The sequence below is a fragment of the Desulfobacteraceae bacterium genome (genome assembly GCA_022340425.1).
Lineage (GTDB): Bacteria > Desulfobacterota > Desulfobacteria > Desulfobacterales > JAABRJ01 > JAABRJ01.
In genome coordinates, this window is record JAJDNY010000162.1 from 55,082 (window position 1) to 81,745 (window position 26,664).

21 protein-coding genes are annotated in these 26,664 nt (G+C 62.2%); 13 read left to right on the top strand and 8 right to left on the bottom strand.

Annotation, left to right across the window (positions count from 1 at the left end):
* Nucleotide 1: 1 nt before the first annotated feature.
* The 3 genes from dapB to LJE63_14440 are packed head-to-tail and all read right to left on the bottom strand — an operon-like array spanning nucleotide 2 to nucleotide 5,215.
* Entirely contained in the window at nucleotides 2-832 is an 831-nt protein-coding gene (dapB, locus tag LJE63_14430; GenBank protein MCG6907802.1) for a dihydrodipicolinate reductase, read from the bottom strand.
* Between the two features lie 3 nt (nucleotides 833-835).
* A complete protein-coding gene (locus LJE63_14435) occupies nucleotides 836-2,527 on the bottom strand; it encodes a phosphotransferase (GenBank protein MCG6907803.1) in 1,692 nt (563 codons plus the stop codon).
* A gap of 39 nt (nucleotides 2,528-2,566) precedes the next feature.
* Nucleotides 2,567-5,215: a 1-acyl-sn-glycerol-3-phosphate acyltransferase gene (locus LJE63_14440; protein ID MCG6907804.1), complete on the bottom strand. Its 2,649-nt coding sequence runs from the start codon at nucleotides 5,213-5,215 to the stop codon at nucleotides 2,567-2,569.
* A gap of 659 nt (nucleotides 5,216-5,874) precedes the next feature.
* Here LJE63_14440 and LJE63_14445 point away from each other — a divergent pair.
* Nucleotides 5,875-6,162, top strand: a complete 288-nt coding sequence (locus tag LJE63_14445; GenBank protein ID MCG6907805.1) for a hypothetical protein — start codon at nucleotides 5,875-5,877, stop codon at nucleotides 6,160-6,162.
* 148 nt (nucleotides 6,163-6,310) lie between these two features.
* Here the strand turns inward: LJE63_14445 and LJE63_14450 are convergent, their stop codons facing one another.
* On the bottom strand, nucleotides 6,311-7,486 hold the full coding sequence (locus LJE63_14450; protein MCG6907806.1) for a DUF1343 domain-containing protein: 1,176 nt from the start codon (nucleotides 7,484-7,486) through the stop codon (nucleotides 6,311-6,313).
* Nucleotides 7,487-7,788: 302 nt separating this feature from the next.
* Here LJE63_14450 and LJE63_14455 point away from each other — a divergent pair, with 302 nt between their 5' ends.
* The 9 genes from LJE63_14455 (at nucleotide 7,789) to sppA (ending at nucleotide 16,220) form a co-directional block, all read left to right on the top strand.
* Nucleotides 7,789-8,505, top strand: coding sequence for a cobalamin biosynthesis protein CbiA (locus tag LJE63_14455; protein ID MCG6907807.1), 717 nt, complete (start codon nucleotides 7,789-7,791; stop codon nucleotides 8,503-8,505).
* A 60-nt stretch (nucleotides 8,506-8,565) separates the two neighbouring features.
* Nucleotides 8,566-8,805, top strand: coding sequence for a 4Fe-4S binding protein (locus tag LJE63_14460; protein MCG6907808.1), 240 nt, complete (start codon nucleotides 8,566-8,568; stop codon nucleotides 8,803-8,805).
* Between the two features lie 14 nt (nucleotides 8,806-8,819).
* A complete protein-coding gene (gene vorB, locus LJE63_14465) occupies nucleotides 8,820-9,899 on the top strand; it encodes a 3-methyl-2-oxobutanoate dehydrogenase subunit VorB (protein MCG6907809.1) in 1,080 nt (359 codons plus the stop codon).
* Nucleotides 9,900-9,902: 3 nt separating this feature from the next.
* On the top strand, nucleotides 9,903-10,640 hold the full coding sequence (locus tag LJE63_14470) for a thiamine pyrophosphate-dependent enzyme (GenBank protein ID MCG6907810.1): 738 nt from the start codon (nucleotides 9,903-9,905) through the stop codon (nucleotides 10,638-10,640).
* A gap of 14 nt (nucleotides 10,641-10,654) precedes the next feature.
* The gene (locus LJE63_14475) at nucleotides 10,655-11,191 is read left to right on the top strand and encodes a 2-oxoacid:acceptor oxidoreductase family protein (GenBank protein MCG6907811.1); all 537 of its coding nucleotides are present in this window, start codon (nucleotides 10,655-10,657) and stop codon (nucleotides 11,189-11,191) included.
* A gap of 69 nt (nucleotides 11,192-11,260) precedes the next feature.
* Nucleotides 11,261-12,346, top strand: a complete 1,086-nt coding sequence (hisC, locus tag LJE63_14480) for a histidinol-phosphate transaminase (GenBank protein ID MCG6907812.1) — start codon at nucleotides 11,261-11,263, stop codon at nucleotides 12,344-12,346.
* A 32-nt stretch (nucleotides 12,347-12,378) separates the two neighbouring features.
* Nucleotides 12,379-13,080, top strand: a complete 702-nt coding sequence (gene cmk, locus LJE63_14485; protein MCG6907813.1) for a (d)CMP kinase — start codon at nucleotides 12,379-12,381, stop codon at nucleotides 13,078-13,080.
* 193 nt (nucleotides 13,081-13,273) lie between these two features.
* Nucleotides 13,274-15,040 (top strand): 30S ribosomal protein S1, encoded by a 1,767-nt coding sequence (locus LJE63_14490; protein ID MCG6907814.1) that lies wholly within the window; start codon nucleotides 13,274-13,276, stop codon nucleotides 15,038-15,040.
* A gap of 289 nt (nucleotides 15,041-15,329) precedes the next feature.
* Nucleotides 15,330-16,220 (top strand): signal peptide peptidase SppA, encoded by an 891-nt coding sequence (gene sppA / locus LJE63_14495; protein ID MCG6907815.1) that lies wholly within the window; start codon nucleotides 15,330-15,332, stop codon nucleotides 16,218-16,220.
* Between the two features lie 24 nt (nucleotides 16,221-16,244).
* Here sppA and LJE63_14500 read toward each other — a convergent pair whose 3' ends face one another.
* Nucleotides 16,245-16,853 carry a threonylcarbamoyl-AMP synthase gene (locus tag LJE63_14500; GenBank protein MCG6907816.1) on the bottom strand — a complete coding sequence of 203 codons (609 nt, stop codon included), beginning with the start codon at nucleotides 16,851-16,853 and terminating at the stop codon, nucleotides 16,245-16,247.
* A 238-nt stretch (nucleotides 16,854-17,091) separates the two neighbouring features.
* Here LJE63_14500 and guaB point away from each other — a divergent pair, with 238 nt between their 5' ends.
* Both guaB and dnaE read left to right on the top strand, forming a co-directional pair.
* Complete coding sequence (gene guaB / locus LJE63_14505) at nucleotides 17,092-18,555, top strand: IMP dehydrogenase (GenBank protein ID MCG6907817.1); 1,464 nt, start codon at nucleotides 17,092-17,094, stop codon at nucleotides 18,553-18,555.
* A gap of 223 nt (nucleotides 18,556-18,778) precedes the next feature.
* Nucleotides 18,779-22,318 (top strand): DNA polymerase III subunit alpha, encoded by a 3,540-nt coding sequence (dnaE, locus tag LJE63_14510; protein MCG6907818.1) that lies wholly within the window; start codon nucleotides 18,779-18,781, stop codon nucleotides 22,316-22,318.
* A 142-nt stretch (nucleotides 22,319-22,460) separates the two neighbouring features.
* On the opposite strand, the gene LJE63_14515 is transcribed toward dnaE, so the two are convergent.
* Nucleotides 22,461-22,982 carry a DUF4124 domain-containing protein gene (locus LJE63_14515; GenBank protein ID MCG6907819.1) on the bottom strand — a complete coding sequence of 174 codons (522 nt, stop codon included), beginning with the start codon at nucleotides 22,980-22,982 and terminating at the stop codon, nucleotides 22,461-22,463.
* Between the two features lie 443 nt (nucleotides 22,983-23,425).
* Between LJE63_14515 and LJE63_14520 the strand changes: the two genes are divergently transcribed.
* Complete coding sequence (locus tag LJE63_14520) at nucleotides 23,426-23,641, top strand: hypothetical protein (GenBank protein ID MCG6907820.1); 216 nt, start codon at nucleotides 23,426-23,428, stop codon at nucleotides 23,639-23,641.
* A gap of 110 nt (nucleotides 23,642-23,751) precedes the next feature.
* Here the strand turns inward: LJE63_14520 and LJE63_14525 are convergent, their stop codons facing one another.
* Together LJE63_14525 and LJE63_14530 are read right to left on the bottom strand one after the other, a co-directional pair.
* Nucleotides 23,752-26,250 (bottom strand): M1 family metallopeptidase, encoded by a 2,499-nt coding sequence (locus LJE63_14525; GenBank protein ID MCG6907821.1) that lies wholly within the window; start codon nucleotides 26,248-26,250, stop codon nucleotides 23,752-23,754.
* 178 nt (nucleotides 26,251-26,428) lie between these two features.
* On the bottom strand, nucleotides 26,429-26,664 hold a 236-nt coding region (locus tag LJE63_14530), incomplete at its 5' end, for a TRAP transporter large permease subunit (protein MCG6907822.1).

A 26,664-nucleotide genomic window follows, 5' to 3' on the forward strand; every position in this document is an offset into this window, starting at 1 on the left:
GTCAGCTTCCCTTGAGCACATCGATCATGGAGTAGACCCGCGCCGGCCGCCCCTGCCGGATTTTCGCCGCCAGGTAGGCGACGGCATCCAGGGTGCCCAGGGCGTAGATGTCGCGGCCGTTGACGTTGTGGGTGAACTCGAAGCGCACGCTGCCGTCGGCGGAATCCAGAGTGTAGGTGTGCCAGCCGTGGCCTCGCAGGTGGGCCTCGGGAACGCCCCACTGCTCCCGCTGAACCACCGGGTCGCGCTCCATCTGGATCTCTTCGTCGGCAAGCGGCGCCCCCAGCTCCCGGAAGTAGCCCAGCATCGCGCGGGCCGTACCGCTGGTATCGGCCTTGCCCTGCTGGTGGCTTTCGCGCACGCTGAGGCGGTAGCCGCTGAAGAGTCCCGGAAAGGTCTCGGCGGCCCAGGCCATCATGGCCTGAAAGCCCACAATCTGCTTGCCCATGTTGGGGGCGATGACCGCCGCCGGGCCGGCCGCGGAGACGGTGGCCTGCAGACGTTCGCGGTCGCCGCCGGTGGTCCCCATGACGAAGGGCAGCCGGAAGCGGCAGTAGAATTCGGCGTTGGCGGTGATGGCCGAGGGGTGGGTGAAATCCACGCTGATAAAGGGACCGAAGGCCTCGATAACCGGTTGGATCTCGATCTCGCGGCGATCCGGGTGAATCAGGGCGACCTTGAATTCATCGGCGATGGTTTCGGTGGCGCTGATTTCGGGGCCGGTCAGGGAAAAGGGGACCACGCTGAAGCGTGCATCGGCCAGGGCGTGGCGAACGACGCAGGCCGCCATGTTGCCCGGCAGGCCGTTGATCATCACCGCTGTGGGTGCCATCGTCTACCTCCTTGCTGTGTCGACCTGCCGCGCCAGGCGGCGGGCCAAGTCTTTGAGACGGTTGAAGTCGCCCGCTTGCGGGGCGTCGAAATGGTGCTGCAGGGCCCGCACGGCGGCCGGGATGTAGGCCTCGAAAAAGGGTTTACCCTTCACCCGGCTGAGGTGGCCGAAGGCCCCCAGCATCTGCAGGTTGCGGCTGAGGGCGCAGTAGGCGTAGCCGGCCTGAAAGCGCTCGGGATCGCATCCCAGCCGCCGGCGGGCATAGGCCAGAAGACCCTCCTGGACCGGCGGGGGCAGTTCGACGTAGGGGTCGATCAGAAGCGCCGCCAGGTCGTATTGCACCGGCCCCGGGCGGGCCCCCTGAAAATCGATGAACCAGGGGCTTTCGCGGTGCCACATGATGTTGCGCGACTGAAGATCGCGGTGAATCAGGCCGTCCAAGCCATGGGCCAGCAGGCCGTCGGCCAGGGCGCCGAACTCCACCTGGAACTCGGCCGGCGAGACCTCAAGGCCCAGATAGCCCTGCACAAAGGCCGTCAGGAAATAGCGGCACTCGCGCTCCAGGATCAGCTGGCGGTCGAAACGCGGGCCCTGGTAGGCCCAGGCCGGGTCGAAGCCCGCCGCCCCCCGGGTCCAGAGCGGCAGGACCGCGTCGATCACCCGCCGGTAGATCGCAGTCAGCTCATCGGCCGAGGTGCAGCGCCGGGCGTGCTGCTGGAGGTTTTCATCCCCCAGGTCCTCCATAAAAACCAAGCCGCTAAAGGCATCGTGAACCCCGATGGCCGGCACCGGCACCCCTTTCCGCTGGAGATGGCGGCCGATGGCGATAAAGGCATCGGCCTCGCAGGTCTCCAGGCCGGGGCGGATGCCGTGATCGGCTAGAACGAGCGTGCGCTGCTCACAGCCCAGGCGGTACCAGGCGCGGTCCGAACCGTCGCCGGCCAGCTGCCGGCAGGCGATGGTGTCCGCCGGCGGCGGCGGGTCTTCGGGCCAGCGGCTGCGAAAGGCCCGCACGGCCAGATGGTCGCGGGCCGCGCGGCGATAGCGCTCGGGGGTGCCCAGGTCATCCCACCGGCAGGGGTCGGCCACGAAGGCCCGGATTTCCCCGCCGCCGGCCATCAGCCGGCGGAAGGCATCGATGCTGCTGTAAAAAACGCCCCGCGGGATCAGGTCCAGGATAGCGAGGTCCAGCACCTGGATGCCGGTGAAGGTCAGCCGGCGTTCCGCGGGCGCCTCCCGATGAAAGCCCGTAACGGTCCCCCGGGAGCTGACGGCGACGGTGTTGAAGCGCGGGCAGTCGGTCAAGGCCAGGGTGACGGGGTCCGGGTGGCCGCAGTGAAAGCGGTAGACCGCGGCAAGGTCGATATCGGTCAGGATATCGCTGTTGACCACCAGAAAAGGGCGCGCGTCCCAAAAATCGGCGAGATTTTGAATGGCCCCGCCGGTGCCCAGGATTTGGGGTTCAAAGCGCGTCCGGACCGGGACCGGGTAGCGCTGGGATTCTATGAAAGCCTCGATCCGGGCATGCAGGTGGTGGGTGTTGACCATCACGGCCTCACACCCGCCATTGATCAGCTGCCGGATCAGGTGCTCCAGCAGGGGGCGCCCGTCGATGGGGAAAAGCGGCTTGGGGGTGTGGTCGCTGTAAGGCCTGAGGCGCGTTCCAAATCCCGCTGCAAGAACAAGGGCTTTCATCGTTTCTTTAAAGTGTCGCTTAAGACCGAGACCAGGGCCTCAGGGCGGTAGGTGGCCGAGGTAGTGCTGCACCTTTTCGGCGTAGCGCTGGATCTTCTCCTCGGCGTCGGCATTCCGGATGCCGTGATAGTTGAGATAGTCGACGGCGTTGGCGTAGTTGATCTTGGAGAGCGCCTCGATGCGCTCCACCGCCTTTTCCTTGTACATTTTGGTCCCCAGCGACTGCACCTTTTTCAGTCGGTCTTTCTTGTCCAGCTCCTTTTTGCTGGGCCGCATGAAGGAGTTGAGGGCGATCCAGTAGGACTCGAAGAAGGGCTTCAGGAAACTGGCGAACTGCCGCAGCTTGCGGTAGCCGGCCGCGGTGAGCTGGTAGGTGTCCGGCAGGCTGCGGTGGGGCATCAGAATCGCGTCGTCGATAAACGCCTTGAGGGTCTTGCGAACGAAATACTCGGGGGTGCGGTCCACGTCATAGGCGAATTCGTTTTTGAAAAACTCCTGGATGAAGTGGTACTCGCTGTGAAGATCCACCGCGGAGAACTGAAAGGCGTCCTTGGCGAGGATCACCAGGCCGGTGATCGCAGCGGGAATGAAAAACGCGATGCAGCTGTTTTGATAGTAGGAAAGCGCCGTGCGTTTGTTGAGATTGATCTTGAACTCGGTCTCCCCCTCGATGTCCTCCTGCTTGGCGTCGACCTTTTCGATGAATTTGCTCCCGACAAAGGAGTCGAGCGCATTTTCAATCGCCCGGGTCTGGTCCATTAGGAGGGTGTCGGCCAGGGACACGCCCTGCGAAGAGAGATAACTCAGGTAGGTTTCGATGATCTCCGAAAGCTGCTGGTAGGTCAGGCGCTCCTTGGAGGCATTGAGCAGGGCGCTGGCCGCCAGGGCGTGGGGGGTGACCACCGTGACGGCGTTGATGGCGTTGACGATGCGAAAGCCCAGGTTGCGGCAGAGGATGTTCTGCTCCTTGCTGGACATTTCCGTGAAGGGGGTTTCAAAACGGGTCAGCACGTCCTTGATTGAGATCGGCTCGTTGAACTTGATGTAGATCCGGCCGAAGCGCTTTTTGAGGAACTTGCGCGCTTTGAGGACCTGCCAAAAATTCTCGGGCTCCTTCTGCCCGCCCTGGATCTCGTGCAGGTAGGCGTTTTCTTCCAAAACCCGGTCGTAGCCGATGTAGATCGGGGCGAAGATCATGTCTTCGCAGACCCCCTCGCGGTAGGCGCTCAAAATGATCGAGAGCAGGCCGAGCTTGGGCAGGATCAGCTTGCCGGTGCGGCTACGTCCGCCTTCGATGAAAAACTCGATGTTGAAACCTTCGGCCAAAAGCCAGCAGACGTATTCCGAAAACACCCTGGAATAGAGGACCGCGCCCTTGAAGGTGCGGCGGATGAAAAAAGCCCCGCCGCCCCGGAAAAAGGGCCCCACCGGCCAGAAGGAAAGATTTTTGCCGGCGGCGATGTGGGGACACGGCATGTTGTTGTGGTAGAGGATGTAGGAGAGAATCAGGTAGTCGATGTGGCTCTTGTGGCAGGGAATGAAGATCACGGGGCCGCGCTGGGCCATGGTTTTGACGCGGTTGAGGGCGTCGCGGTTGACGCTCACGCCCTCGAACATCGATTCCAGAAACCAGCGCACCAGGATGGCCCCGAACTTGATGACGAAGTTGTTGTACTTGGCCGCGATCTCATCGATGTAGCCGTCGGCCTCCTTGCGCACCTTGTGGAGCGGCAGCTCGCGTTTGGCCGCATACTGCTCCATGAACTCCTGCAGCCGTTCGCTGGTCAGAATCTGCTCCCTGAGCTCCTCCTGAGTCTTGAGAATCGGCCCGGTGATGCTCTGGCGGTGGCGGTTGATCTGCCGCAAAAGCTCCTGGCGCAGCAGCACGGCCTGCTGCTCCGGGTCGCGCTCGCGGATCTCGGGGTTTCCGATGAACTGCCGCAGATTCAGCGGCTGGGAGACCTCCACGAACACGTTGCCGGGGTTCTTGAAAAGGACCATGAGCTTGCGGATTTTGCGCGGGTTCTCGCGGGACCCAAGAAAAATATCCACGATCGAGGGGATCGAACGATAAGGCTCCCGGCCAAAGAGCATCAGCTGCGGCACCAGGAAAATCGGCCGATCCAGCGTCTTCTGAATTTCGATCAGGTGCTGAACCGGATCGGTGTGGGCCTTGACGAAGCGGCGGTGAAACCCCTTCTTTTCGACCAAGGAGAGAAAGGCGGTCTGGCCGCCGGCCATCGCCGCGCGCAAATAGCCGCTGCGGTATGGGTCGAGCAGCTTCCAGTGTTTGAAAAAATAGTGCGCGTGGGCCAGCAGCATGCGCAGGATGCGCGACACGGGCTGCCAGATCAAAAAGCGGTAGTCCAGCCCGATCTCGGGGTAACGCAGTTTCTCGCGCTGGTAGCGCGTGAAATAGAACCAGAACTCGAAGGTGCTCTTGTACTTGCCGGTGTAAACGATGGTCGCCTCGGGCGGCAGAGCCTTCAACAACGCCAGTTGACCGGCATCGATCTTGATGCCGGAGTAGAACATGTTCATCAGCAGACCCGCCAGAAACCCGATCTTGCCGGGGACGGTGCAGCTGAAATGGTGGTAGGTCCCCTGCAGGGCCTTCCCGACCCACCGCCCAAGCCGGCCGCGAGCCGGAGCCAAAGCACCGGGTTGTGATGGTTGGGATTGATCCATTTTGCGATCCGCTTGATATGTTCGATGCTGGCTGATATCGTAGATAAATGGAACACAGGGGCGGGCGAAATCGGCCCGATGGACGTCACACCGCTGGCAGACTGAAAGGGCAAAAGGGGCGGCCGGGGGCGATCAGGAGCCTTTGAATTAACAAAAAGGCGGCGGGTTTGCAATAACTCATTTTAAACCCCGCGCCCGGCCGGCTTTCCACCGCCCCGGGGAAAGAATATTTCCCCAAAATTGATGAAGCGGTAAAAAGTCAAAAACCTGACGGTTTCGTAGAAAGGTCAAGTTACGGCGCGCAAATCTCGAGGAGTGAGGCCTACTTATGTACGCCGCAGCGACTTCGAGATGCAGCGCAACGCAGAAATTGGCCTTTCTACAGAACCGTCAAAATTTAAGCTTGCGTTACCGATACGGTTGTGGTATTTCCTGAGATCATTTTGAAAACGACTTCTAAAAGAGTATATCTACCGGATATTATTTTAAATTTCGGCATACTTAGACGAGTCAAAAGCAGGTCGGGTGGGTTGGCTGGCATTTGTCGCAAGTGGTTTGCCCCGCTGGCGTCCGGGCGGGAACAATTCATCGGGAAACAGGGCATTTCAATCGAGAAAATACAACTCAATCATGGCCACGTTAAAGGAGGATGATTTTCTATGAAAACGTTAATTGGTGGTGCAGTCGCTGCTGTTCTGGGTCTCATTGGCCTGTCGGTGTGGTGGAAACCTTTTCTGCAGCTTTTGGCGGGCGCAATCCCGATCATGCTTCTGCTTGGCGGTGGATTGGCGCTTTACCTGGGCTTTGACGAACTCAAAGACTCCTGGAAAAAAGATGAGACGACAAGCGATGTGACTGAGAGCGCCACGGATGACGTTGATCAATACAAAAAGGAAATCGACGACCTCAAAAAAGAGATCGAAACCCTGAAGGGCGAGAAAGCCTGATCCTTCCCGATCCATAGATCCAAGAACGCTATCCTTAGTCAAAAACCCTGCACATGCTCGTGTGCAGGGTTTTTTGTTGCCCGCCCGCCCCCGCCCTTTGACCGCAATTCCGCCTGCGGGTAACGGGCTTGAATGGATCGGTGAAAGCTCAGCCATAGAGCAGATATTTCGCCCGCATCTCTCTGAAGCGGTTGAGCTCAGGCTCCCAGGCGGCCGCCAGGGTGCGCACGGGCACCCCCGCGGCCAACTGCCGATGTAAACTTGTGGCGCCGGTGAGCAGCACGATGGGCAATTTCTCGAATTCGTACTCGTAGGGCGGCTGCCGCCAGGCAAACTCCGCGGGGTGACAGGCCAGCACGGCCCGCAGCAGTTCAAGGGTAGCCTCGTATGGGCGGTAGCGGGCTGGGTCGGTAACATGTATCTGGAAACCGTGGCAGGCGCTGCCGGACCACTTGCTGGCGGTTGGCTCGAACACCAGCGGCCGCAGCCAGATCCCTGAAAGTTCCGCCTTGTCCACGGCGGCCAGAATCTTGCGGGTATCGAAAAAGGGGGCGCCGAAGACCTCAAAGGGCTGGGTGGTGCCGCGCCCCTCGGAGACATTGGTCCCCTCCCAGAGCACCTGACCGGGGTAGACCCGGGCCGCGGCCGGTGTGGGCAGGTTGGGCGACGGGGGCACCCAGGGAAGACCCGTGGCCGCAAAATCCATCCAACGCCGCCAGCCTGTAAGCGGCACCACGTCCAGCTCGCAGCAAACGCCGAAGGCCTGGTTGAAAAGGCCGGTGAGCTCGCCCAGGGTGAGACCGTGGCGCATGGGAATGGGATAGCGCCCCACGAACGAGACCGTTTCGGAATCAAGGCAGTTGCCTTCCACCTGGATCCCGTCGATGGGGTTGGGGCGGTCCAGGATCACCACCCGCTTGCCGAATTTGCGGGCAGCCTCCAGGCAGTAGGAGACGGTGTAAACAAAGGTGTAGACCCGCGTGCCGACATCCTGCAGGTCCACCAGCAAGAGGTCGATCGGCGCCAGCATCTCCTCCGTGGGTACCCGCGTCTGGCCGTAGAGGCTGAAGACCGGCAAACCGGAGACGGGGTCCGTGATGTGGTCGGACTCGATCATGTTGTCTTGCTTTTCGGCAAAAAAGCCGTGCTGGGGGGAGTAGAGGGCTTTCAACTGGCCGGGAAAGCGAGCCTGGATCAGATCGCGGGCGTGACGCAAGCGGTGGTCCACCGAAGCCGGGTTGCACAGCAGGCCCAGCCGCTGACCGGCCAGCCAAGCCGGGGGGTGGGTCAGCAGTTTTTCAAGACCGGTTTGAACCTGCACCATGGTGTTTCCCCCTTTTCGCCTGCTCCGTTGCGGATGTTCAAGCGCATGCCGGGTGGATCGCCTTGCCCCGGGCGCCCGCGGCTGTCTGCCGATCCGCCAAGGGTTTGTTTTAGCACAAGGCGCGTCGCCGCCCAAACAAAATTGACAATTCCGTAGAAAAGGTTAATTTCCGCGTTGCGCCGCATCCCGAAGCCCGGAGCAAGTCGGAGGACCCACTGGCCGCCGGCGGCTTTAAAAGGCTTGACATTGTTCCTATTAAAAAATAGTGAATTGGCTTTGTCCAGTTTATGTGAGGCGAAGCGTTGGGACTGAATTTAAAAGGTGTGGTCATCATCGTCGGCAATTACGGCAGCGGCAAATCCGAAGTCGCCGTCAACCTGGCGGTGCACAGCCGGCGGGCCGGCCGCTCGGTTCGGATCGCCGATCTGGACCTGGTCAACCCCTATTTCCGGACCCGCGAAGCCCGAGGGCCGCTCACAGCCCTGGGCATCGAAGTCGTACTGCCGCCGGAGCGCTACCTGCACGCGGACCTGCCCATTTTGGACCCTGCCGTGGCGGGGGCTATTCTGGCCCCGGGGGACATCACCATTTTGGATGTGGGCGGTGACGGGGTCGGCGCCACCGTGCTGGCGGCACTGGCCGATGCCTTCCGCAAGCACCCGCCGCGCATGCTGCAGGTGGTCAATCCCTACCGGCCGTTTACCGAAACCCTCCAGGGCTGCCAGCAGATTCGCGCCCAAATTGAATCCGCCGCCCGCATGACCGTGGATGGCTTTGTGGGCAACGCCAATCTGATGGACGAAACCACCGCCCACCACATCTACGATGGCTACCAATTCGTCCGGGAACTGGCCGCTGCCGCGGCCCTGCCGCTGGAGTTCGTCACCGCGGCAGCGCCCCTGCTGCCCCACCTGGACCGCAGCCGGTTTGCCTGCCCGCTGCTGCCCATCGAGCGCCAACTGGTGACACCCTGGGTCAAGGCGGCGCCGCTGGGACCCAAAAACCTGCGTGTGGTCTGATTCCCGGGGCAAAACCGGTCGGCATCCCCATTTTTTCTACTGCGAAGGAGTTGAAGATTCATGAAGTACAAACACATTGTCGACAGCGATCGCTGCAAGGGCTGCGGGCTGTGCGTGGACATCTGCCCCAAGAACGTCCTGGAAATTTCCAAGCAGGTCAACACCAAAGGCTATTTCCCGGTGTACCAGGCGCGGCCAGAGGACTGCATCTTCTGCTCGGCCTGCTGCATCATGTGCCCGGACGTTGCCATCACCATCATCGCGATAGCCGAGGAAAAAGAAAAGGCGCAATCAGCTTAGGACGGAGAAAAAATATGGGCAAGATTTTGATGAAGGGAAACGAGGCCATCGGCGAGGCGGCCATCAGGGCCGGCTGCCTGAACTACTTTGCCTATCCGATTACCCCGCAATCCGAGGTGGCCGAGTATCTCGCCCGCCGGATGCCCGAGGTCAACGGCGTCTTTCTTCAAGGCGAAAGCGAAGTCGCCGTCGCTTATATGCTGTTCGGGGCCGCCGGCTGCGGGGAGCGGGTCTTCACCTCGTCCTCGAGCCCCGGCATCAGTCTGATGAGCGAGGGGTTGAGCTACATCGCGGGCGCCCAGCTGCCGGTGGTGTTCGTCAATATCATGCGCGGCGGCCCCGGCCTGGGCGGCATCCTGCCCTCCCAGGGGGACTACTTTCAGGCCACCAAGGGCGGCGGCCACGGGGATTACCACCTGCTGGTGATGGCGCCGGCCAGCGTTCAGGAAACCGTCGAGATGGTGATGCAGGCATTTCCGCTGGCGGAGAAATACCGCAACCCGGTCATGATCCTGGGCGACGGCCTGATCGGCCAGATGATGGAGCCGGTGGCCTTTCCCGACCACCTACAGGTCCCTGCCAGCGACAAAAGCGCCTGGGCCACCAGCGGCATCGACACCCGTAAGGGCGGGGACCGCAACCTGGTCAAATCCCTCTACCTGGACCCCAAGGTGCTCAACGACCACAACCTCCTCTTGAAGTCCAAATACGAGCGCATGGCCCGGGAGGAGATCCGCTTCGAGCCTTACAACCTCGACGCCGACTACGAGGTACTGATCGTCAGCTACGGCACCATGAGCCGGGTCTGCCGCACCACCATCGACGCCCTCAAAGAGCGCGGCGTCGATGTCGGCATGCTGCGCCCCCAGACCCTGTTTCCCTTCCCGCTGCAGGCGATCCGCGAGGCGGCGGCCAAACCCAGCTGCAAGGTGGTGGTCAGCATCGAGATGAGCATGGGCCAGATGGTCGAAGATGTCGAACGCGCGGTTCAGGGCCAGCGGCCGGTCACCTGGTACGGCAAGTGCGGCGGCGATGTGCCCACCCCGGAGGAAATTGCGGACGTCGTTCTCGAACTCGGAAAAAAAGGAGCATAAAAGATGGGTAAAACCTTCAAAAAACCGGAGTCGCTGACCGACGTGCCCACCCATTACTGCCCGGGCTGCACCCACGGTGTGATCCACCGGCTGGTGGCCGAGGTGATCGACGAACTGGGGATCCGGGGCCGCACGGTGGGCATCGCACCGGTGGGCTGCGCCGTTCTGGCCTACAACTACTTCAACTTCGATTTCCAGGAGGCGGCCCACGGCCGCGCACCGGCCATGGCCACGGGCATCAAACGGGTGCGCCCCGATTTGATGGTCTTCACCTACCAGGGAGACGGGGACCTGGCCAGCATCGGCATGGCCGAGATTGTCCACGCTGCCAACCGCGGCGAAAAATTCACCACGGTTTTCGTCAACAACGCCGTTTACGGCATGACCGGCGGCCAGATGGCGCCCACCACGATGCCCAACCAGCGCACCACCACCTCCCCCTTCGGCCGCAAGGTCGAGGAGACCGGCATGCCCATCCGGATGGCCGAGCTGCTGGCCTCGCTGCAAACCCCGGCTTACATCGCCCGGCAGACGGTGCTCAAGCCGAAGTACATCGTCAAGGCCAAAAAGTGCCTCAAAAAGGCGTTTCAGTACCAGCTGGAAGGCCGCTGCTTCAGCTTTGTGGAAATGGTCAGCACCTGCCCGACCAACTGGGGACTAACACCCAGCGAAGCGGTCAAGTGGTCGGAGGAAACCCTGTTGCCCTACTACCAGCTGGGTGAATTCAAAACCCCCGAGTAGCCCGAGGAGAGGATATGCAAAGCGAAGTGATGTTTGCCGGATTTGGCGGCCAGGGGATTCTTTTGGCCGGAAAGATACTGGCCCACGCGGCCATGGAGGCGGGCTATGAAGTGGCCTGGATCCCCTCCTACGGCCCCGAGATGCGCGGCGGCACCGCCTACTGCACCGTGGTCATCAGCGACCGGCCGATCGGCTCGCCCATCATCCGCAACCCCCAGCACCTGGTGGCCATGAACCGGCCCTCGCTGGAGAAGTTCGCCCCCAGCGTGAAGGCCGGTGGGGTGGTGATCATCAACAGCTCGCTGATCCCGGTCGACGCCAAGCGCGACGACGTGGACGAACTGAAGGTCCCGGCCACCGACATCGCCGATTCCTTAGGCAGCGTCAAGGCTGCCAACATCGTGGCCCTGGCGGCTTTCGTGGCCCGCAGTGGGATCGTTGACTTCGAGCTCTTCCGGGAGTGCGTCAAGGAAGAATTCGCAGCCAAGGAAAAATTCATCCCCCTCAACATGAACGCCATCGACGCCGGCCGCAAGGCCGCCGAGAAATAAGGCCGAGGCTGCGCCCCAGCCCGCTGGCCACTCGGGCCGCCCGCTGCCCCCAAAGCGGAAATCAACCCCATGAACCTACCGGCACCCGACTACATCCTGGCGATCCAGCCCTACGAACCCGGCAAGCCCTGTGAAGAACTGGAGCGGGAGTACGGCATTTCCGATTCGGTCAAACTGGCCTCCAACGAAAACCCGCTGGGGCCTTCGCCCCTGGCGGCGGCGGCCGTCAAGGACTGCCTGAACAGCCTCCACCGCTACCCCGATGCCACCGGCTACCGATTGACCCGGCAGTTGGCGGCCAAGCTCGGCGTGAGCCCCGCCAACATCGTTCTGGGAAATGGCTCAGACGATCTCATCGGCATGCTGGCGCGGGTCTTTCTGCAGCCCGGCGACGAGGTCCTGATTCCCAAGCCGGCCTTTATGATGTACGACATCACGGTGCGCGCCGCGGGCGCCGTTCCGATATACTCCCCCTTGCGGGAGCTGGTCATCGATCTCGAGGACATGGCCCGCCGGATGGGGCCCAAAACCCGGATGGTGTTCATCACCAACCCCCACAACCCCACCGGCAGCGTGGTGACCCGGGCGGCCATGGACCGGTTTCTCTCGGCCTTGCCCGCCGGGGTGGTGGTGGTCCTCGACGAGGCCTATGTTGAGTTCGTGCGCAACCCGGACAGTCCCGACGGCTGCCGCTATCTCGACGAAAACCGGCTGCTGGTGGCGCTACGGACCTTTTCCAAGGCCTACGGTCTGGCTGGGCTGCGGATCGGCTACGGCCTCATGCCGCAGGCGGTCGCGGAGTTGCTCCACCGCATCCGCCAGCCCTTCAACACCAATGCCCTCGCCCAGGCCGCGGCCTGCGCCGCGCTGGAGGACAGCACGCACCTGGCACACACCCTGAAGACCGTGCACGAGGGCCTGGCCTACCTCCAAGCCGGTCTGCGACGCATGCAGGTCCGCTATTTTGAAACCGAGGCCAATTTCTTCCTGATCGACCTGGAACGCGACGCGGCCGCCGTCCATCAAAAACTGCTGCGCCAGGGGGTCATCGTACGCCCCATGGGCGGCTACGGGTATCCCCGCTTCCTGAGGGTCAACGCCGGCCTTCCCAGTGAAAACGAGCGCTTCTTGAAGGCGCTGGCGGCGGCCCTTTAGACCGGCCGCGACTTCTGATGAGGCAACGGGTCATGGCTTCGGATCCCACCCACCGCCGTCTGGTCATCACCATCGACGGGCCCGCCGGCGCCGGCAAGACCACGGTCAGCCGCACTCTGGCCCAGCGGCTGGGGTATCGCTACGTGGATACCGGCGCGCTCTACCGCGCGGTGGCCCTGGCGGCGCTCCAGGCCGGACTGCGGTCCGACGATGACGCGGGCCTGGAGCGGCTCTGCGGCCGACTGAAGCTCGCCTTTGCATCCGCCCAAAACGGCAGCCCGCGCCTGCTCTCAGACGGAGTCGACGTCAGCGGCCAGATCCGCTCGCCGGAGGTCACCCTGATGGCCTCGGCGGTATCGGCGCGCCCGCCGGTTCGCCGAGGGTTGCTGCGCATGCAGCGCGAACTGGGCCGCGAGGGCGGGGCCGTGTTCGAGGGCCGGGACATGGGCACGGTGGTTTTTCCGGGGGCGGACGTCAAATTTTTCCTGGATGCCTCCCCCCACACCCGGGCCCTGCGGCGCTATGCGGAAATCCATGCCACGACCGGCCAGAGCCTGGCCGAAATCGAGGCGGCCATCCGCCAGCGAGACGCCAACGACCGCAACCGGAAGCTGGCGCCGCTGCAGCCGGCGGAGGATGCCATTTCCGTGGATTCCACCGATCTCACGATTGAACAGGTGGTCGAGCAGATGCTGGGCCATGTTCTGCGAAAAAAACACCAACTCTCTGCATAATCCCGCCCGCTCCCGGCGCCGGCAGCTTTTCCCGGCCGTGGAACCTCACTTTAAAGTTGTTTTTTTTTCGTTTGTCTGATAGTAGGGTCGATTTATGCGATTCCCTTCGGAAGGGACGCAATCAAACCAGGTAAGGGGGACTTTTTGTTTCATGGAAAATTTAACAGAAAACGATTCTAAACAACCGCAGGAGTTGCAGGAAACCGCAGAGACGGCCGCCACCGCGACCAGCGACCCGTCTTTGGCCGAAGCCGACGTCGATACCGACAGCGCCCCGGCCGAAGAAACCATGGAAGACTTGATGGAAATGTACGAAGAGAGCATCAAGCGCTTCCGGGAAGGCGAGGTCGTCACCGGCAGGATCATCGCCGTTGACAAGGACTACGTTCTGGTGGACATCGGCTACAAGTCCGAAGGCCAGATCCGCATCCAGGAATTCCGCGATGAAAACGGCGAAATCAACGCCAAGCTCAACGACGAAGTCGAGGTGATGGTGGAATACTGGGATGACGAAGAGGAGCGCGTCATCCTGTCCAAGGAAAAAGCCGCCAAGGTCAAGGTCTGGGATGCCATCAAAACCTGCTACGACGACAACGGCACCATCGAGGGAGTCATCACCAACCGGGTCAAGGGCGGCTTTTCGGTGGACGTCGGCGTCCAGGCGTTTCTGCCGGGTTCCCAGGCTGATCTGCGCCCCATCCGCAATCTGGATGAGCTGGTGGGCAAAAGCTTCCCCTTCCGGATTCTCAAATACAACCGCAAACGCAGCAACATCGTGCTCTCAAGGCGGGTGCTGCTGGAAGAGGAGCGCGAGGCCAAGCGCTCCCAGACCCTCAGTTCGATCCATGAGGGCAAGATCATGGCCGGGACCGTCAAGAACATCACCGAGTACGGCGTCTTCGTCGACTTAGGCGGCCTGGACGGCCTGCTGCACATCACCGATATTTCCTGGGGGCGCGTCAAGCATCCCTCGGAGCTCTATTCCGTGGGCGACAAGATCCAGGTCAAGGTCCTGCATCTGGACCTCGAGAAAGAGCGCGTCTCGCTGGGTGTCAAGCAGCTGGTACCGGATCCCTGGACCACCGCCGCCGAAAAGTATCCGGTCGGCTCGCGGGTCAACGGGAAAGTTGTCAGCCTGACCGACTACGGCGCCTTCGTGGAATTGGAGGAGGGCATTGAGGGTCTGATCCACGTCTCGGAAATGTCCTGGACCCGCAAGGTCCGCCACCCCTCCAAGGTGGTTTCGGTGGGGGAGATGGTCGACGCGGTGGTGCTCGACATCAAGCCCGACAACCGCCGGATCTCGCTGGGGATGAAACAGGTGGTGCCCAACCCGTGGGATGTGATCAACGAGAAATACCCGATCGGGACCACCATCGAGGGCAAGATCAAGAACATCACCGACTTCGGTCTGTTCGTGGGCATCGACGAGGGCATCGACGGGTTGATCCACATCTCCGACATTTCGTGGACCAAACGCATCAAACACCCCAATGAGGTCTACAAAAAAGGTGACCTGGTGCAGGCCATCGTTCTGGACATCGACAAGGAGAACGAACGCTTTTCGCTGGGCATCAAGCAGCTCCAGTCCGATCCCTGGCAGACCGTGGCCGAGCGCTACGATGTCGGCAAGGAGATCACCGGAACGGTGACCAATGTGACCGATTTCGGTGTTTTCGTCGAACTCGAGGAAGGCATCGAGGGGCTGGTCCACGTCTCGGAGATCAGCAAGGAGAAAATCAAGACCCCCGTCGGCATGTACAACGTCGGCGACGTGATCACCGCCCGGGTGATGAACATCAATAGCGACGACCGCCGCATCGGGCTCTCCATCAAGCGGATGGACATGGAAGACGACCAATCCCTGCTCAGCGATTACGTCAACAGCATGGGACCGGCCACCTCTTCCTTCGGCGAGATTCTGCGCGAAAACTTGCAGGGCAAGCTGAACGAGGAATAAGGGCGCGCTTGCTGCCGCAAGCAGCATACAGCGACGGGCAGGGTTCGGGGAGTGCACCCCCGGCCCTGCCCGTTTTGACTTTGACAGTTCCGTAAAATGGCCAATTTCTGCGTTGCGCTGCATCTCGAAGTCGCTGCGACGTACAATCGTACGCCTCACTCCTCGAGATTTGCGCGCCGTAACTTGACCTTTTTACGAAACTGTCTGGATTTTGACTTTTTACTGGTTCATCAACTTTCACCGTCACTTTTTTTGATTCCCACCCGAACAGCCCGGGGAAGGTTCCATCATGTTCGCGCGCCGACACCCCTTTCTGTTTTTTCTGCTGGCCTTGACCGCCCTGGTGGGCGGCACCGTGGTCTGCCTTTCCCTGATCCTCACCCTGGGCTTTGGGGTTCCCCGGCTTGACCTGGGCCCGAAGGTGGGGGTGATCGAGATTTCGGGCGCCATCACCGAGGCCGAGGACACCCTCGCGCGCCTGAAAGCGTTCCGGGAGGACGACACGGTGCAGGCCATCGTCATCCGCATCGATTCCCCGGGCGGCGGTGTGGGGCCCGCCCAGGAGATCTACAGCGAAATCCGCAAGACCATACCCACCAAGAAAATCATCGCCTCCATGGGCAGCGTCGCGGCCTCGGGAGGCTACTACCTGGCGGCGGCCGCCAACGGGATAGTGGCCAACCCGGGCACCATCACCGGCAGCATCGGGGTGATCATGGGCTACACCGACCTGCAGGAGGTCTTTCGCAAGATCGGACTGACACCGGTGGTGATCAAAAGCGGGGCCTTCAAAGACATGGGCTCACCGCTGCGGGAGATGAGCGCTGAGGAGCGCGCCATCCTGCAGGGCTTCGTGGACCAGATCCACGAACAGTTCGTCCAGGCCGTGGCAGAGGGCCGCAACATGGACAGCGCCGCGGTGGCGCCGCTGGCCGACGGCCGCATCTACAGCGGACAGGAAGCCCTCAAATTGGGATTGGTGGACCGGCTCGGCAACCTCAGCGATGCCATCGCCTGGGCCGGCAACCTGGGAGGGATCGAGGGGGAGCCCGAAGTGGTCTATGCCCGCGAAAAAACCGGGGCCTTCCTGAAATACTTCCTGGAGACGGCCGTCAAGGCCGTGATCGAGCAGATCCCCGCGGCCCTCTCCGGCAGCGGGTACCTCACCCCCGGCCGCTGATACCGCCGCGACCCGGCACCTCCCCTATTCGAACATACTCACATCCCCCATCCCTCGGCGAATCACCTCGGGAACGTCGTCGATCAGCGAGATGACGCTGGAGGGTTCCCCCGCCACGATGCCGCCGTCAATCACGATGTCGATCCGGCTGCCGAAATAATCCTGGATCAGGGTCGGGTCGTGGAAGACCGACCCCTCGGGGGTGGCGGCGCTGGTGGTCAGGATCGGATTGCCCAACTCCTTGACCAGGGCGATGCAGATGGCGTTGTCGGGCACCCGAATGCCGGCCGTGCGCCGCTTGGTCAACATGATCTTCGGCACCAGGCGCGAGCCCTCCAGAACGAAGGTGTAAGGCCCGGGAAGCAGCCGTCTCATGGTTTTGTAAGCGTAGTTGGAGACTTTGGCATAGCTGCTGATGGTGGTCAGATCCGAGCAGATGAAGCTGAAAGGGTTTTTCTTGTCGCGCTGTTTGAGCTGGTAAATCCGCTCGATGGCGTGCTTGCTCATGATATCGCAGCCTATGCCGTAAAAGGTGTCGGTGGGATAGGCGATCACCCCGCCGCCCCTCAGGGTGTCGACCACTTTGCGGATCAGGCGCGGTTGGGGATTCTGGGGATTGATCTGAATCAACATGACGATCGGGTCCTGTGGTGCCTGCTGGGGGTTGAAAAACGGGCGGCCCGCGAGCAAATAAGACTCGTTCCCTATTACGCCCGAGGGTCCAAGTCAACCGCTCAAATTAAAAATTGACCTGATCCGATGCTTTCGCTATAGGGGTGGGTTAAAATTTTTCGTGCGTTCACGTGCCTGATCTTCCCCTGCCCCGGAATCCGGGTTCGCAGATGCGCGCCAACCATCTGGAGGAATTCACATGTCAATCCCCCCGCCCCAGGAGGCCTATTCTTTCGACGATGTCCTGCTGCTGCCCGGCTATTCGGACATCCTGCCCAGGGACTGCAGCACCAAAACCCGCCTAACCCGCGATCTGGCGCTCAACATCCCGGTGGTCAGCGCGGCCATGGACACCGTCACCGAATCCAGCACGGCCATCAGCATGGCCCGCGAAGGCGGGATCGGCTTCATCCACCGCAACATGGGCATCGAAAACCAGGCCCAGGAGGTTGACCGGGTCAAAAAATCGGAAAGCGGCATGATCATCAACCCGGTGACCATCACCCCGGAGCAGCCCGTGCGGGAGGTGCTCAAATTGATGGAACGCTTCCGCATCTCGGGGGTGCCCGTCACCCGCGGGGAGCAGCTGGTGGGAATCGTCACCAACCGCGACTTGCGTTTTGAAACCAACCTCGACACCCCGATCTCGGAGGTGATGACCAAGGACCAGCTGGTCACGGTTTCCGAGGGCATTTCCCTGGAGGAATCCAAGAAGCTGCTTCACCAACACCGCATCGAAAAGCTCCTGGTGGTGGACCGTCAGGGACGGCTGACCGGCATGATCACCATCAAGGACATCGAAAAAATCAAAAAATACCCCAATGCCTGCAAAGACAGCATGGGGCGCCTGCGGGTCGGGGCGGCCGTCGGGGTCGGGGCGGATATGGAGGAGCGCGCCCATGCGCTGATCGCCGCCGGGGCGGACGTTCTGGTGATCGACACCTCCCATGGGCACTCCAAGAACGTGATCGAAGCGGTCCAGCGGCTGAAGAGCACCTTCAAGGGCCTTCAGCTGGTGGCCGGCAATGTCGGCACGGCCGAAGGCGCCCAGGCCCTGATCGCTGCCGGTGTGGACAGCGTCAAGATCGGCATCGGGCCGGGCTCCATCTGCACCACCCGGATCGTGGCGGGCATCGGGGTGCCCCAGATCTCGGCCATCATGAACTGCCGCGAGATCTCCGAGAAAACCGGTGTGCCGCTGATCGCCGACGGCGGCATCAAATTTTCCGGGGACCTCACCAAGGCCTTGGGAGCCGGCGCTCACTGCGTGATGATCGGCGGTATGCTGGCGGGCGTCGAGGAGAGCCCCGGCGAGCTCATCATCTACCAGGGCCGCAGCTACAAGGTCTACCGCGGCATGGGGTCGCTGGAGGCCATGAAAATGGGCAGCAAGGACCGCTACTACCAGACCGAACAGGAAGCCGACGACAAACTCGTGCCCGAAGGCATCGTCGGCCGCGTACCCTACCGCGGCAAACTATCGGAAACCATTCACCAGCTGATGGGCGGCCTGAAAGCCGGAATGGGCTATGTGGGCTGCCGAAACGTGGAAGAACTCCACCGTAAGGCCCGTTTCATCAAGATCAGCGCCGCGGGCCTGCGCGAAAGCCATGTGCATGACGTCATCATCACCAAGGAAGCCCCGAATTACCGCCTGGACTGAGACCGCCCGCTGACCTCGGGCGTTGGGCCATTGCCCCGCCCGCGGCGACGGCCGCCCCCAACCCCGGCCGGCCGCCGCCTGCACCGCCCTTGCCGGTCCCTTCCACAATCGGTTGTTGTGCTGACGCCGCGGCCATGCTATATATGGGCCGCTGGCGGGGCCATCCGCCTGAATTTAAATCGCTTCTCCCGCTTTTCACCCCCCACTTCAGACAGGTACCCGAATGCCTTCGACACCTGACTTCGTCCATCTCCACGTCCACACCCAATACAGCCTCCTGGACGGCGCCATCCGCATCGATTCGCTCCTCAAGCGGGTGACCGAATTCGGGATGTCCAGCGTGGCGATCACCGATCACGGCACCATGTTCGGGGCCGTCGAGTTTTACGACAAGGCCCGCCAGGCGGGCATCAAGCCGATCATCGGCTGCGAGTGCTACGTGGCGCCGCGCACCCTGCGGGACAAAACCCCCCTGGACAGCAAAGGAGTGACCCACCTGATCCTGCTGGCCCAAAACCAGGAGGGCTACCGCAATCTCTGCCAGCTGGCGTCGATTGCCCAGCTCCAGGGGTTTTACTACAAACCGCGCATCGACAAGAGCCTCCTGCAGGCCCACAGCAAGGGGCTGATCGCCCTTTCGGCCTGTCTGCAGGGCGAAATTCCGCGCCGCATCCGGGAAAACCGCCTGGATCTGGCCGATGCGGCCGCCCAAAGCTACCTGGAGATCTTCGGCGAGAACAACTTCTATTTGGAGGTCCAGCACAACGGGATCGAACTCCAGGAGCGGGTCAACGCGGCCCTGCGCGACATGAGCGCCCGCCTCTCGATCCCGCTGGTGGCCAGCAACGATTGCCATTACCTGGACAAGGACGACGTGCGCGCCCACGATGTCCTGCTGTGCATCCAGACCGGCAAGACCGTACGCGACAGCGAGCGTTTCAAATTCCGCACCGACCAGCTTTATTTCAAACCCCAGGAGGAGATGGCCGTCTATTTCAAGGACTACCCCGGCGCTATCGAAAACAGCGTCGCCATCGCCGAGCGCTGCCAGATCGAATTCGACTTCGGCACCTACCATTTTCCCCAGTTCGCCACCGAAACCGGCATGCCGCCGGCGGCGCTTTTCGAGCGCCAGGTGCGCGAGGGCTACGCGCGGGTCATGCAGAAAATCCGCCAGCTGAACCCCGCTGTGGACGAATCCGCCTATCGCGAACGCCTGGAGTTTGAAATCGAGATCATCAAAAGGATGAACTTCCCCGGCTATTTTCTGATCGTGGCCGACTTTATCCGCTATGCCAAGGACCACAATATCCCCGTCGGGCCCGGGCGCGGTTCGGCGGCCGGCAGTCTGGTGGCCTACAGCCTGGGGATCACCGACCTCGACCCCCTGGCCCACGGGCTGATTTTCGAGCGCTTTCTCAACCCCTCGCGCTCCAGTATGCCGGATATCGACGTGGATTTCTGCATCAACGGCCGTGAGGAGGTCTTCAAGTACGTCGTCCAGAAATACGGCGGCGGGGACTACGTGGCCCAGATCATCACCTTCGGAAAACTCAAGACCCGCGCCGTGATCCGGGATGTAGGGCGCGCCCTGGACATTCCCCTGCGGGAGGTGGACGCCATCGCCAAGATGGTGCCCGACAAGCTCGGGATCAAACTCGACGAAGCCCTCCGGCAGGAGCCCAAGCTGGCCCAGCTGGCCCAGGAGCAGCCGGAGATCGGCGATCTGATCAATATCTGCCGGGTCCTGGAGGGGCTGCCGCGGCACGCCTCGACCCACGCCGCCGGGGTGGTCATCGGCGACAAACCGCTGGTGGAATACCTGCCGCTTTACCGGGGCAAGAACAACGAAGTGGTGACCCAATTCGACATGAAGCGGGTCGAGCAGATCGGGCTGGTGAAGTTCGACTTCCTGGGGTTGCGCAACCTGACGGTGATCCAAAATGCGCTCGCGCTGATCCAGGACCTGGAGCAGGAACCGCCCGATCTGGCCAACCTGACCCTGGACGATACGGCCACCTACCGCCTGCTGTGCGCCGGGGACACCACCGGCGTATTCCAGCTGGAAAGCTCGGGCATGAAAGACCTGCTGGTGCGCCTTAAACCCGAATGTTTCAGCGACATCGTCGCCCTGGTGGCCCTCTACCGCCCCGGCCCGATGGAAAGCGGCATGATCGATGACTACGTCGAGCGCAAGCACGGCCGCAAACGGGTGTCCTACCTGCACCCGACCCTTGAGCCGATCCTGCAGGAAACCTACGGGGTCATCGTCTACCAGGAGCAGGTGATGAAAATCGCCAGCGAGCTGGCCAGCTACTCCATGGCCGAAGCCGACGGCCTGCGCAAGGCGATGGGCAAAAAGATCGCCGCCATCATGGCCCAGCAGCGCGACCGCTTCATGAAGGGCGCCGTCGAAAAGGACGTCCCGGCGGACACCGCCAAAGAGATTTTCGACCTCATGGAAAAATTCGGCGGCTACGGCTTCAACAAGTCGCACTCGGCCGCCTACGCCCTGATCACCTACCAGACCGCCTACCTCAAGACCCATTTTCCGGTGGCTTTCATGGCGGCCCTGCTCACCAGCGAAATGCACTCCTCAGACGGGGTGATCAAGTTCATCGCCGAATGCCGCAGCCACAACATCCCGGTGCAACCGCCGAACATCAACGAAAGCGACAAAACCTTCACCGTCAGGGACGAAGAGATCCTCTTTGGGCTGGTGGCGGTCAAAAACGTGGGCGAAGGCGCCATCGACGTTATCATCGCCGAGCGCCGAAACGGCCCGTTCACCTCGCTGTTTGATTTCTGCGAGCGGGTCGATCTGCGCAAGGTCAACAAACGGGTACTGGAAAGCCTGATCAAGTGCGGGGCCTTCGATTGCACCGGTGAGCCCCGCAGCCGGCTGTTCGCCGCCCTGGAGGATGCCCTGGACTACGGACAGCGGGTGCAGCGTGAAAAGGCCGACCCCCAGCTGGGCCTCTTCGACATGGGCAACAGCCCCTCGGTAGTCAACACGCCCCCGCTGCCCAAGATCCCCGAGTGGGAGGAACGGGAGCGCTTGGCCAACGAGAAGGAGGCGCTGGGGTTCTACATCACCGGTCACCCGCTGCAGCGCTATGAGGACGTCTTGGAGAAATTCACCAACGCCACCGCCGTCTCCCTGAAAGAGCGCCACGACGGAGAGGCCGTCAGAATCGGGGGGACCGTCAGCAGCGTCAAAACCATCCGCACCAAGAAGGGGGATCCGATGGCGTTCGTCACGGTGGAGGACGTCCAGGGCGCCGTGGAGGTGATCGTGTTTTCGTCCCTCTTCGGCGACGTCGAGGCCCTGCTCTTCGAGGACAACCCGGTCCTGGTTCAGGGCGTGCTGCAAAAAGACGACAAGTCGCTGAAGATCAAGGCCGATGCCGTCATCCCGATGGACAAGGCCGAGGAGACCTGGACCGCCAAGATCCATCTGCGGCTGGACGCCACCCGCACCGAAAAGCCGGTCCTGCAGGAGCTGCAGAAAATCCTGCGCAAACACCAGGGCAACTGCCAGGCGCTGCTGCATCTGACCTGCCCGGAAAAAAGCGAGACGATCATCGCCCTGCCCGAGCACCTGCGGGTCAAGGCCGGCGCCGCCCTTTTCAGGGAGGTCAACGCCCTGCTGGGCTACAACGCCGTTGAAACCGTCTGCAGTGCGATATTGGCCGCCCCGGATCCGAAAAACGGCTACGGTGGGGCCTACGGCCGCGGCCAGGCCCGGGCGAAGCGCGCCTGAGCAGCCGCTCTGCCAGCGGGATGAGAAAAGGATTGCTGCTTCTTGACCGGCAGCAAGCCCGCTTTCAAGCCGAATCGCCCGTAGCCGCCCCCCGATTGCCGCCAGCGGCACAAAAGGTCGGCACAGGTCGTTTTTTCGCGCCTCAGTCGCTCCCGCTTCCGACGCCGCGGCGGGCGTCGTCGGCCCGCCGCTGAAACTCTTCGATTTGGGCGTTCAAGTTCTGGATCTTCTTGTTCAGGGCCGTCAGCGAGTCGTCGCGTCTGGCCCGGGACATGCGCTGCAATTGCTCTTTTTCCTTTTCCAGGCGCGCTTTTTCTTCGCGCAGGCGCTGGTAGTCGCGCTCCAAAGCCTGCTGCCGCCTCTCTTCGCGGAGGTCGGTCTCACCGCGGCCGGCACTTGAAACCGCAGGGCCTCCGGTTCCGGGCGTCTGGACCGAGGCCGCCGCGGGGGGTGCGGCCGGCGGGTTGCCGGTCGGCTGCGCCCCGGCGGCGTTTTGGCTGCCATAGGTTTGCAGAAGGCCCAGCTGATCGCCGGGGACCTGGCTGAGATCGTCCGTAAAGTGGCGGTTGCCCTGGGGGTCGGTATACCGGTAGAATTCCGCCCAGCCGGGAGCCGCCAGCAGCACCCCGCCCCAGACCACGAGAACCCATTTAAAGAGCTTCATGTTTACTCCCCGCGTGCCGCGTGTTGAGGGCCTCAGCAAGAAATAATTCCACATCTTGCTTGTCTTTTGGCTCGTCACCGGCGTTACATCTACCGGCACATATCCCGATATGCGCCGGCGAATGTGCCTGGATGACGAACCAAAATTCGGCGCCATATTGCAGAATTATTTCTTGCCGCGACCCTGAAATTCCATCGAAGGCCAGCCTTCACAGCGTTAATTCGTCCGGGCGGGTTCATTCCTGAAGTATACTGGTTGGTGGCCGCCCCCCTCGACCCCGCGGATTGACGCGCGCCGACCCGTGGCTAACATACGGGTATGTTGGTGGCGGGTCAAAGAGCCGGGCGGAATGCCGCCCGGCGCGCTTCCCGCCTGATTTTAAAACCAATCCGGGCGCCCGGCCCGGTGCCAAAGCCGGCGCCGGTCCCCGCGCGAGGTGCAAGATGAGCGAAAAAACCGAAATTCTGGATTACCTGATGACGATCATCGGCGAGGAAGGCTGCGGGGTGGCCTGCAGCGAGGCCGAAATTTTCAAAGATGTGGAAGGCTGGAAAATGATGCTGGAGGGCTTCATGGCCCCCTGGCCGCTTGGAAAAACGGCGGCGGAGGCCAAGGAGCGCATCCGGGAATACGCCGAAATGGGTTTCGGGCTGAGCTGACGCCCAGCAGACCGTCAAAAGCGCCGGCTGGGCGGCGGCACTGCAACCACCGCCCACACCGCCGGCGCGTACCCCGAACCGGGCGCCCCCTTCCGGGCGCCCGGTTTTGTTCAGTCACCTGTCGGCCCGCAGGCGTCCCGCAGCCGGCGGTTGATCTCCAGCTTTTCCAGGGAAAGCCGGATGACATCGCGAAATTTCTGGTCCTGCGCCAGATAGTCTTCGAAAAACGCCCCCACCTCCGATTCCCGTCCCAGACCACAGACCGGCACAATCGCACCGATGACGCGCTCATAGAGCATGGGGTGGAATTTCTCGAGCTCCCCGAGACGGGCACGGTACCAATCCCACATCAGCGGCAGCGCCGCGGGATTGGCGGCCATGGCGGCGATGGGGACGAACTGGTTGCGGCCCGGCACCTCGGCCATGACGAAATCAAGCGCCCTGTGAATCAGCTCGGGCCGCGGCAGGCACCCCAGGGCGGTCAGCACATTCATCCGGTCGTGTTCGCTGGAGGCGGTTTTGAAACGCCCCAAAAACCATTCCAGGACCACCTCGGAAGCGAAGAATGCGCCCGCCTGCATCACGCTGCGGCAGATGTCGGGATGAACCGCTGTGCCCGCCATCAGCGCCGCGAAGCGCTCCCGGGCAAAGGCCGCACATTTTTTAGACCCGAAGCGCACCGCCAACCAGAGAATCTGATCGCGCAGGAGCGAGCGGGTGAGGGCTTCCTCCGGCCGGGGCGCCAGTCCGATGGCGTCGAGCGCCCTTTCAAAGAGTGTGCGGCCCAGTTCGGCCGCCCGATCGCCCAGCGGCGAGGGGCAGACCAGGTGGGCGTGATCCAGGTTGGCGGCGATGCTGGAAAGCGGCAGGAAGCCGGTTTCGTCCCGGTAACGGCCGAGGAAATCCAGATACTCCGAAAGCGGCACGATGCCGCTGCGCACCAGGGCGTAGAGATCGTTCTGAAGCCCCCAGCGGTCCATGGCGTCCAGTTCCCCTGTGCGCACACCCTCGCCCAGCGCCGCCAGGTTGGCGCCGTCGCGATAGGACACCCGGTAGAAGCCCCGCTGACCGAAGTTGACCTTGTAGCAGCGGCATTCGGTGCCGATCGCCACCCGGGTTTCGGGCCCCTCCAAAAGAACGTTCTCCTCCCGCAGCGATCCGTTTTGATCGTAGATCCCGATCGCAACCGGCACCAGCCAGGACTGATTTGTTTCCATGGGCAGGTAGGTGAACCGCCGCTGGCGCAGAACCAGCTCACCGGCCTCGCGGCCCACCTCCACCACGGGGTAGCCGGGCTGTTCCACCCAGCTTTGCATGATCCGGGTCACCGGCTGCTGTGAGACCGCCTCCAGCGCCTCCCATAGGTGGTGGCTGGCGGCGCAGCCGTAGGCGTGGGTTGCGAGATATTGGCGCAGGCCGTCGCGGAAATGCCCATCGCCGATAAAGCCGTGGATCTGGCGCAGGATGCTGCCGCCTTTGCTGTAGATGATCGGCGCGGTGCCGGCGTTGATGACCACGTGCGCGCCGCCGGGGATTTCGATGGCAAAGGTTTCCTGCAGGCCGTCGCGGGCCAGGGCGCTTTCGGTCTGTCCGGCGACGAACTGTTCCCAGATGTCCCAGTCCGGATAGTAGTGGTCCACCACCCCGTAACCGAAATAGGTGGCGAAGCTCTCGTTCAGCCAGAGGTATTTCCAGTCCACCGGCGTGACCAGGTTGCCGAACCACTGGTGCACGATTTCGTGGGCCGTCACCTCGCAGATGCGCTCGGCGGCCGATCGGGAGGTGATATCGGGATAGTAGAGGAGGAGATTTTCGCGGAAGGTGATCGCCCCCCAGTTTTCCATGGCGCCGAAGGCGAAATCGGGAACCGCGATCAGGTCCATCTTGGACAGCGGGTAGTTGATGGCATAATAATCCTGGCAGTAGGTCAGGGCCTTGCGGCCGAACTCCAGGCCGAAGCTGCCGTAGCGGCTCAACCCCGGCGGGGTGGCCACCCGCACCAGCGGTTTGCGGGGATCCTCGATGAACTCGAATTCACCTACCCCGAAAAAGAGAAGATAGGTCGACATCCTGGGGGTGGTCTGAAAGACCACGGCTTTCCGGCCGTCGTCAAGCAGCCGTTCAGCCGCCACGCTCTGGTTGGAAATGGCCTCCAGGTCGCGGTCGACGATCAGCTCCAGATCGAAGGTGGCCTTGTGGGCCGGGTGGTCCAGGCAGGGGAACGCCATGCGGGCCGCACTTTCCTGAAACTGGGTGACCGCCATATATTTCGGTTGCTCGGCCCTGCCGTAGCGGCTGCGGTAAAACCCCGCCATCTGATCGTTGATCCGACCCTCGAAGCCCAGGCTCAGCACGAATTCGCCGCTCAAGGCCTCGGGCAGGGTCACCTGGACCCATTCATCGGCGGGGGTGATGGTGAACGGGCAGTCGCGGGTCCGCCCGCCCACCTGCACCCTGCAGTCCCACAAGGCGAGCTCCAGCATGTTGAGGCCCACCGTCGTTACCGGCGCAGGCGCATTCCAGTGAATCTCCACCCGGCCGCTGAACCGGAAGCGGGCGAGATCAGGTGTCAAGGACAGTTTGTAGTGGATGGGAAGTGCTTCGGACATCGTGTTCCTCCACGTTGGGGGTATTTTCTGAGGCCATCCTGGCGGCTGCCGCAACCGGATTCAGAAAAACCCGGAAAGCGGGGTCAAACGCCAAAAAAAAAAAATCGATCGTAAAAAAAACGCGTGGCCAAGGTGCAGGCGCACCGGCAGCTGAGGCAACGCTGCAGCGCCGAGGGTCTCAACGGCCGATCAGCATCAGGCTCAAAGCGGGCCAGTAGGTGATGATCACGACGGCGGCCAGCAACACCAGCATGAAGGGCACGGTGGCCCGGTAGACCGTGGTTACCGGGATCTTGAAGCGATAGCTGGCGATGAAGAGGTTCATCCCCACCGGCGGGGTGAAGTAGCCGATCTGCATGTTGGCGAGGAAGATGATGCCCAAGTGCACGGGGTCGATCCCGTAACTGACCGCTA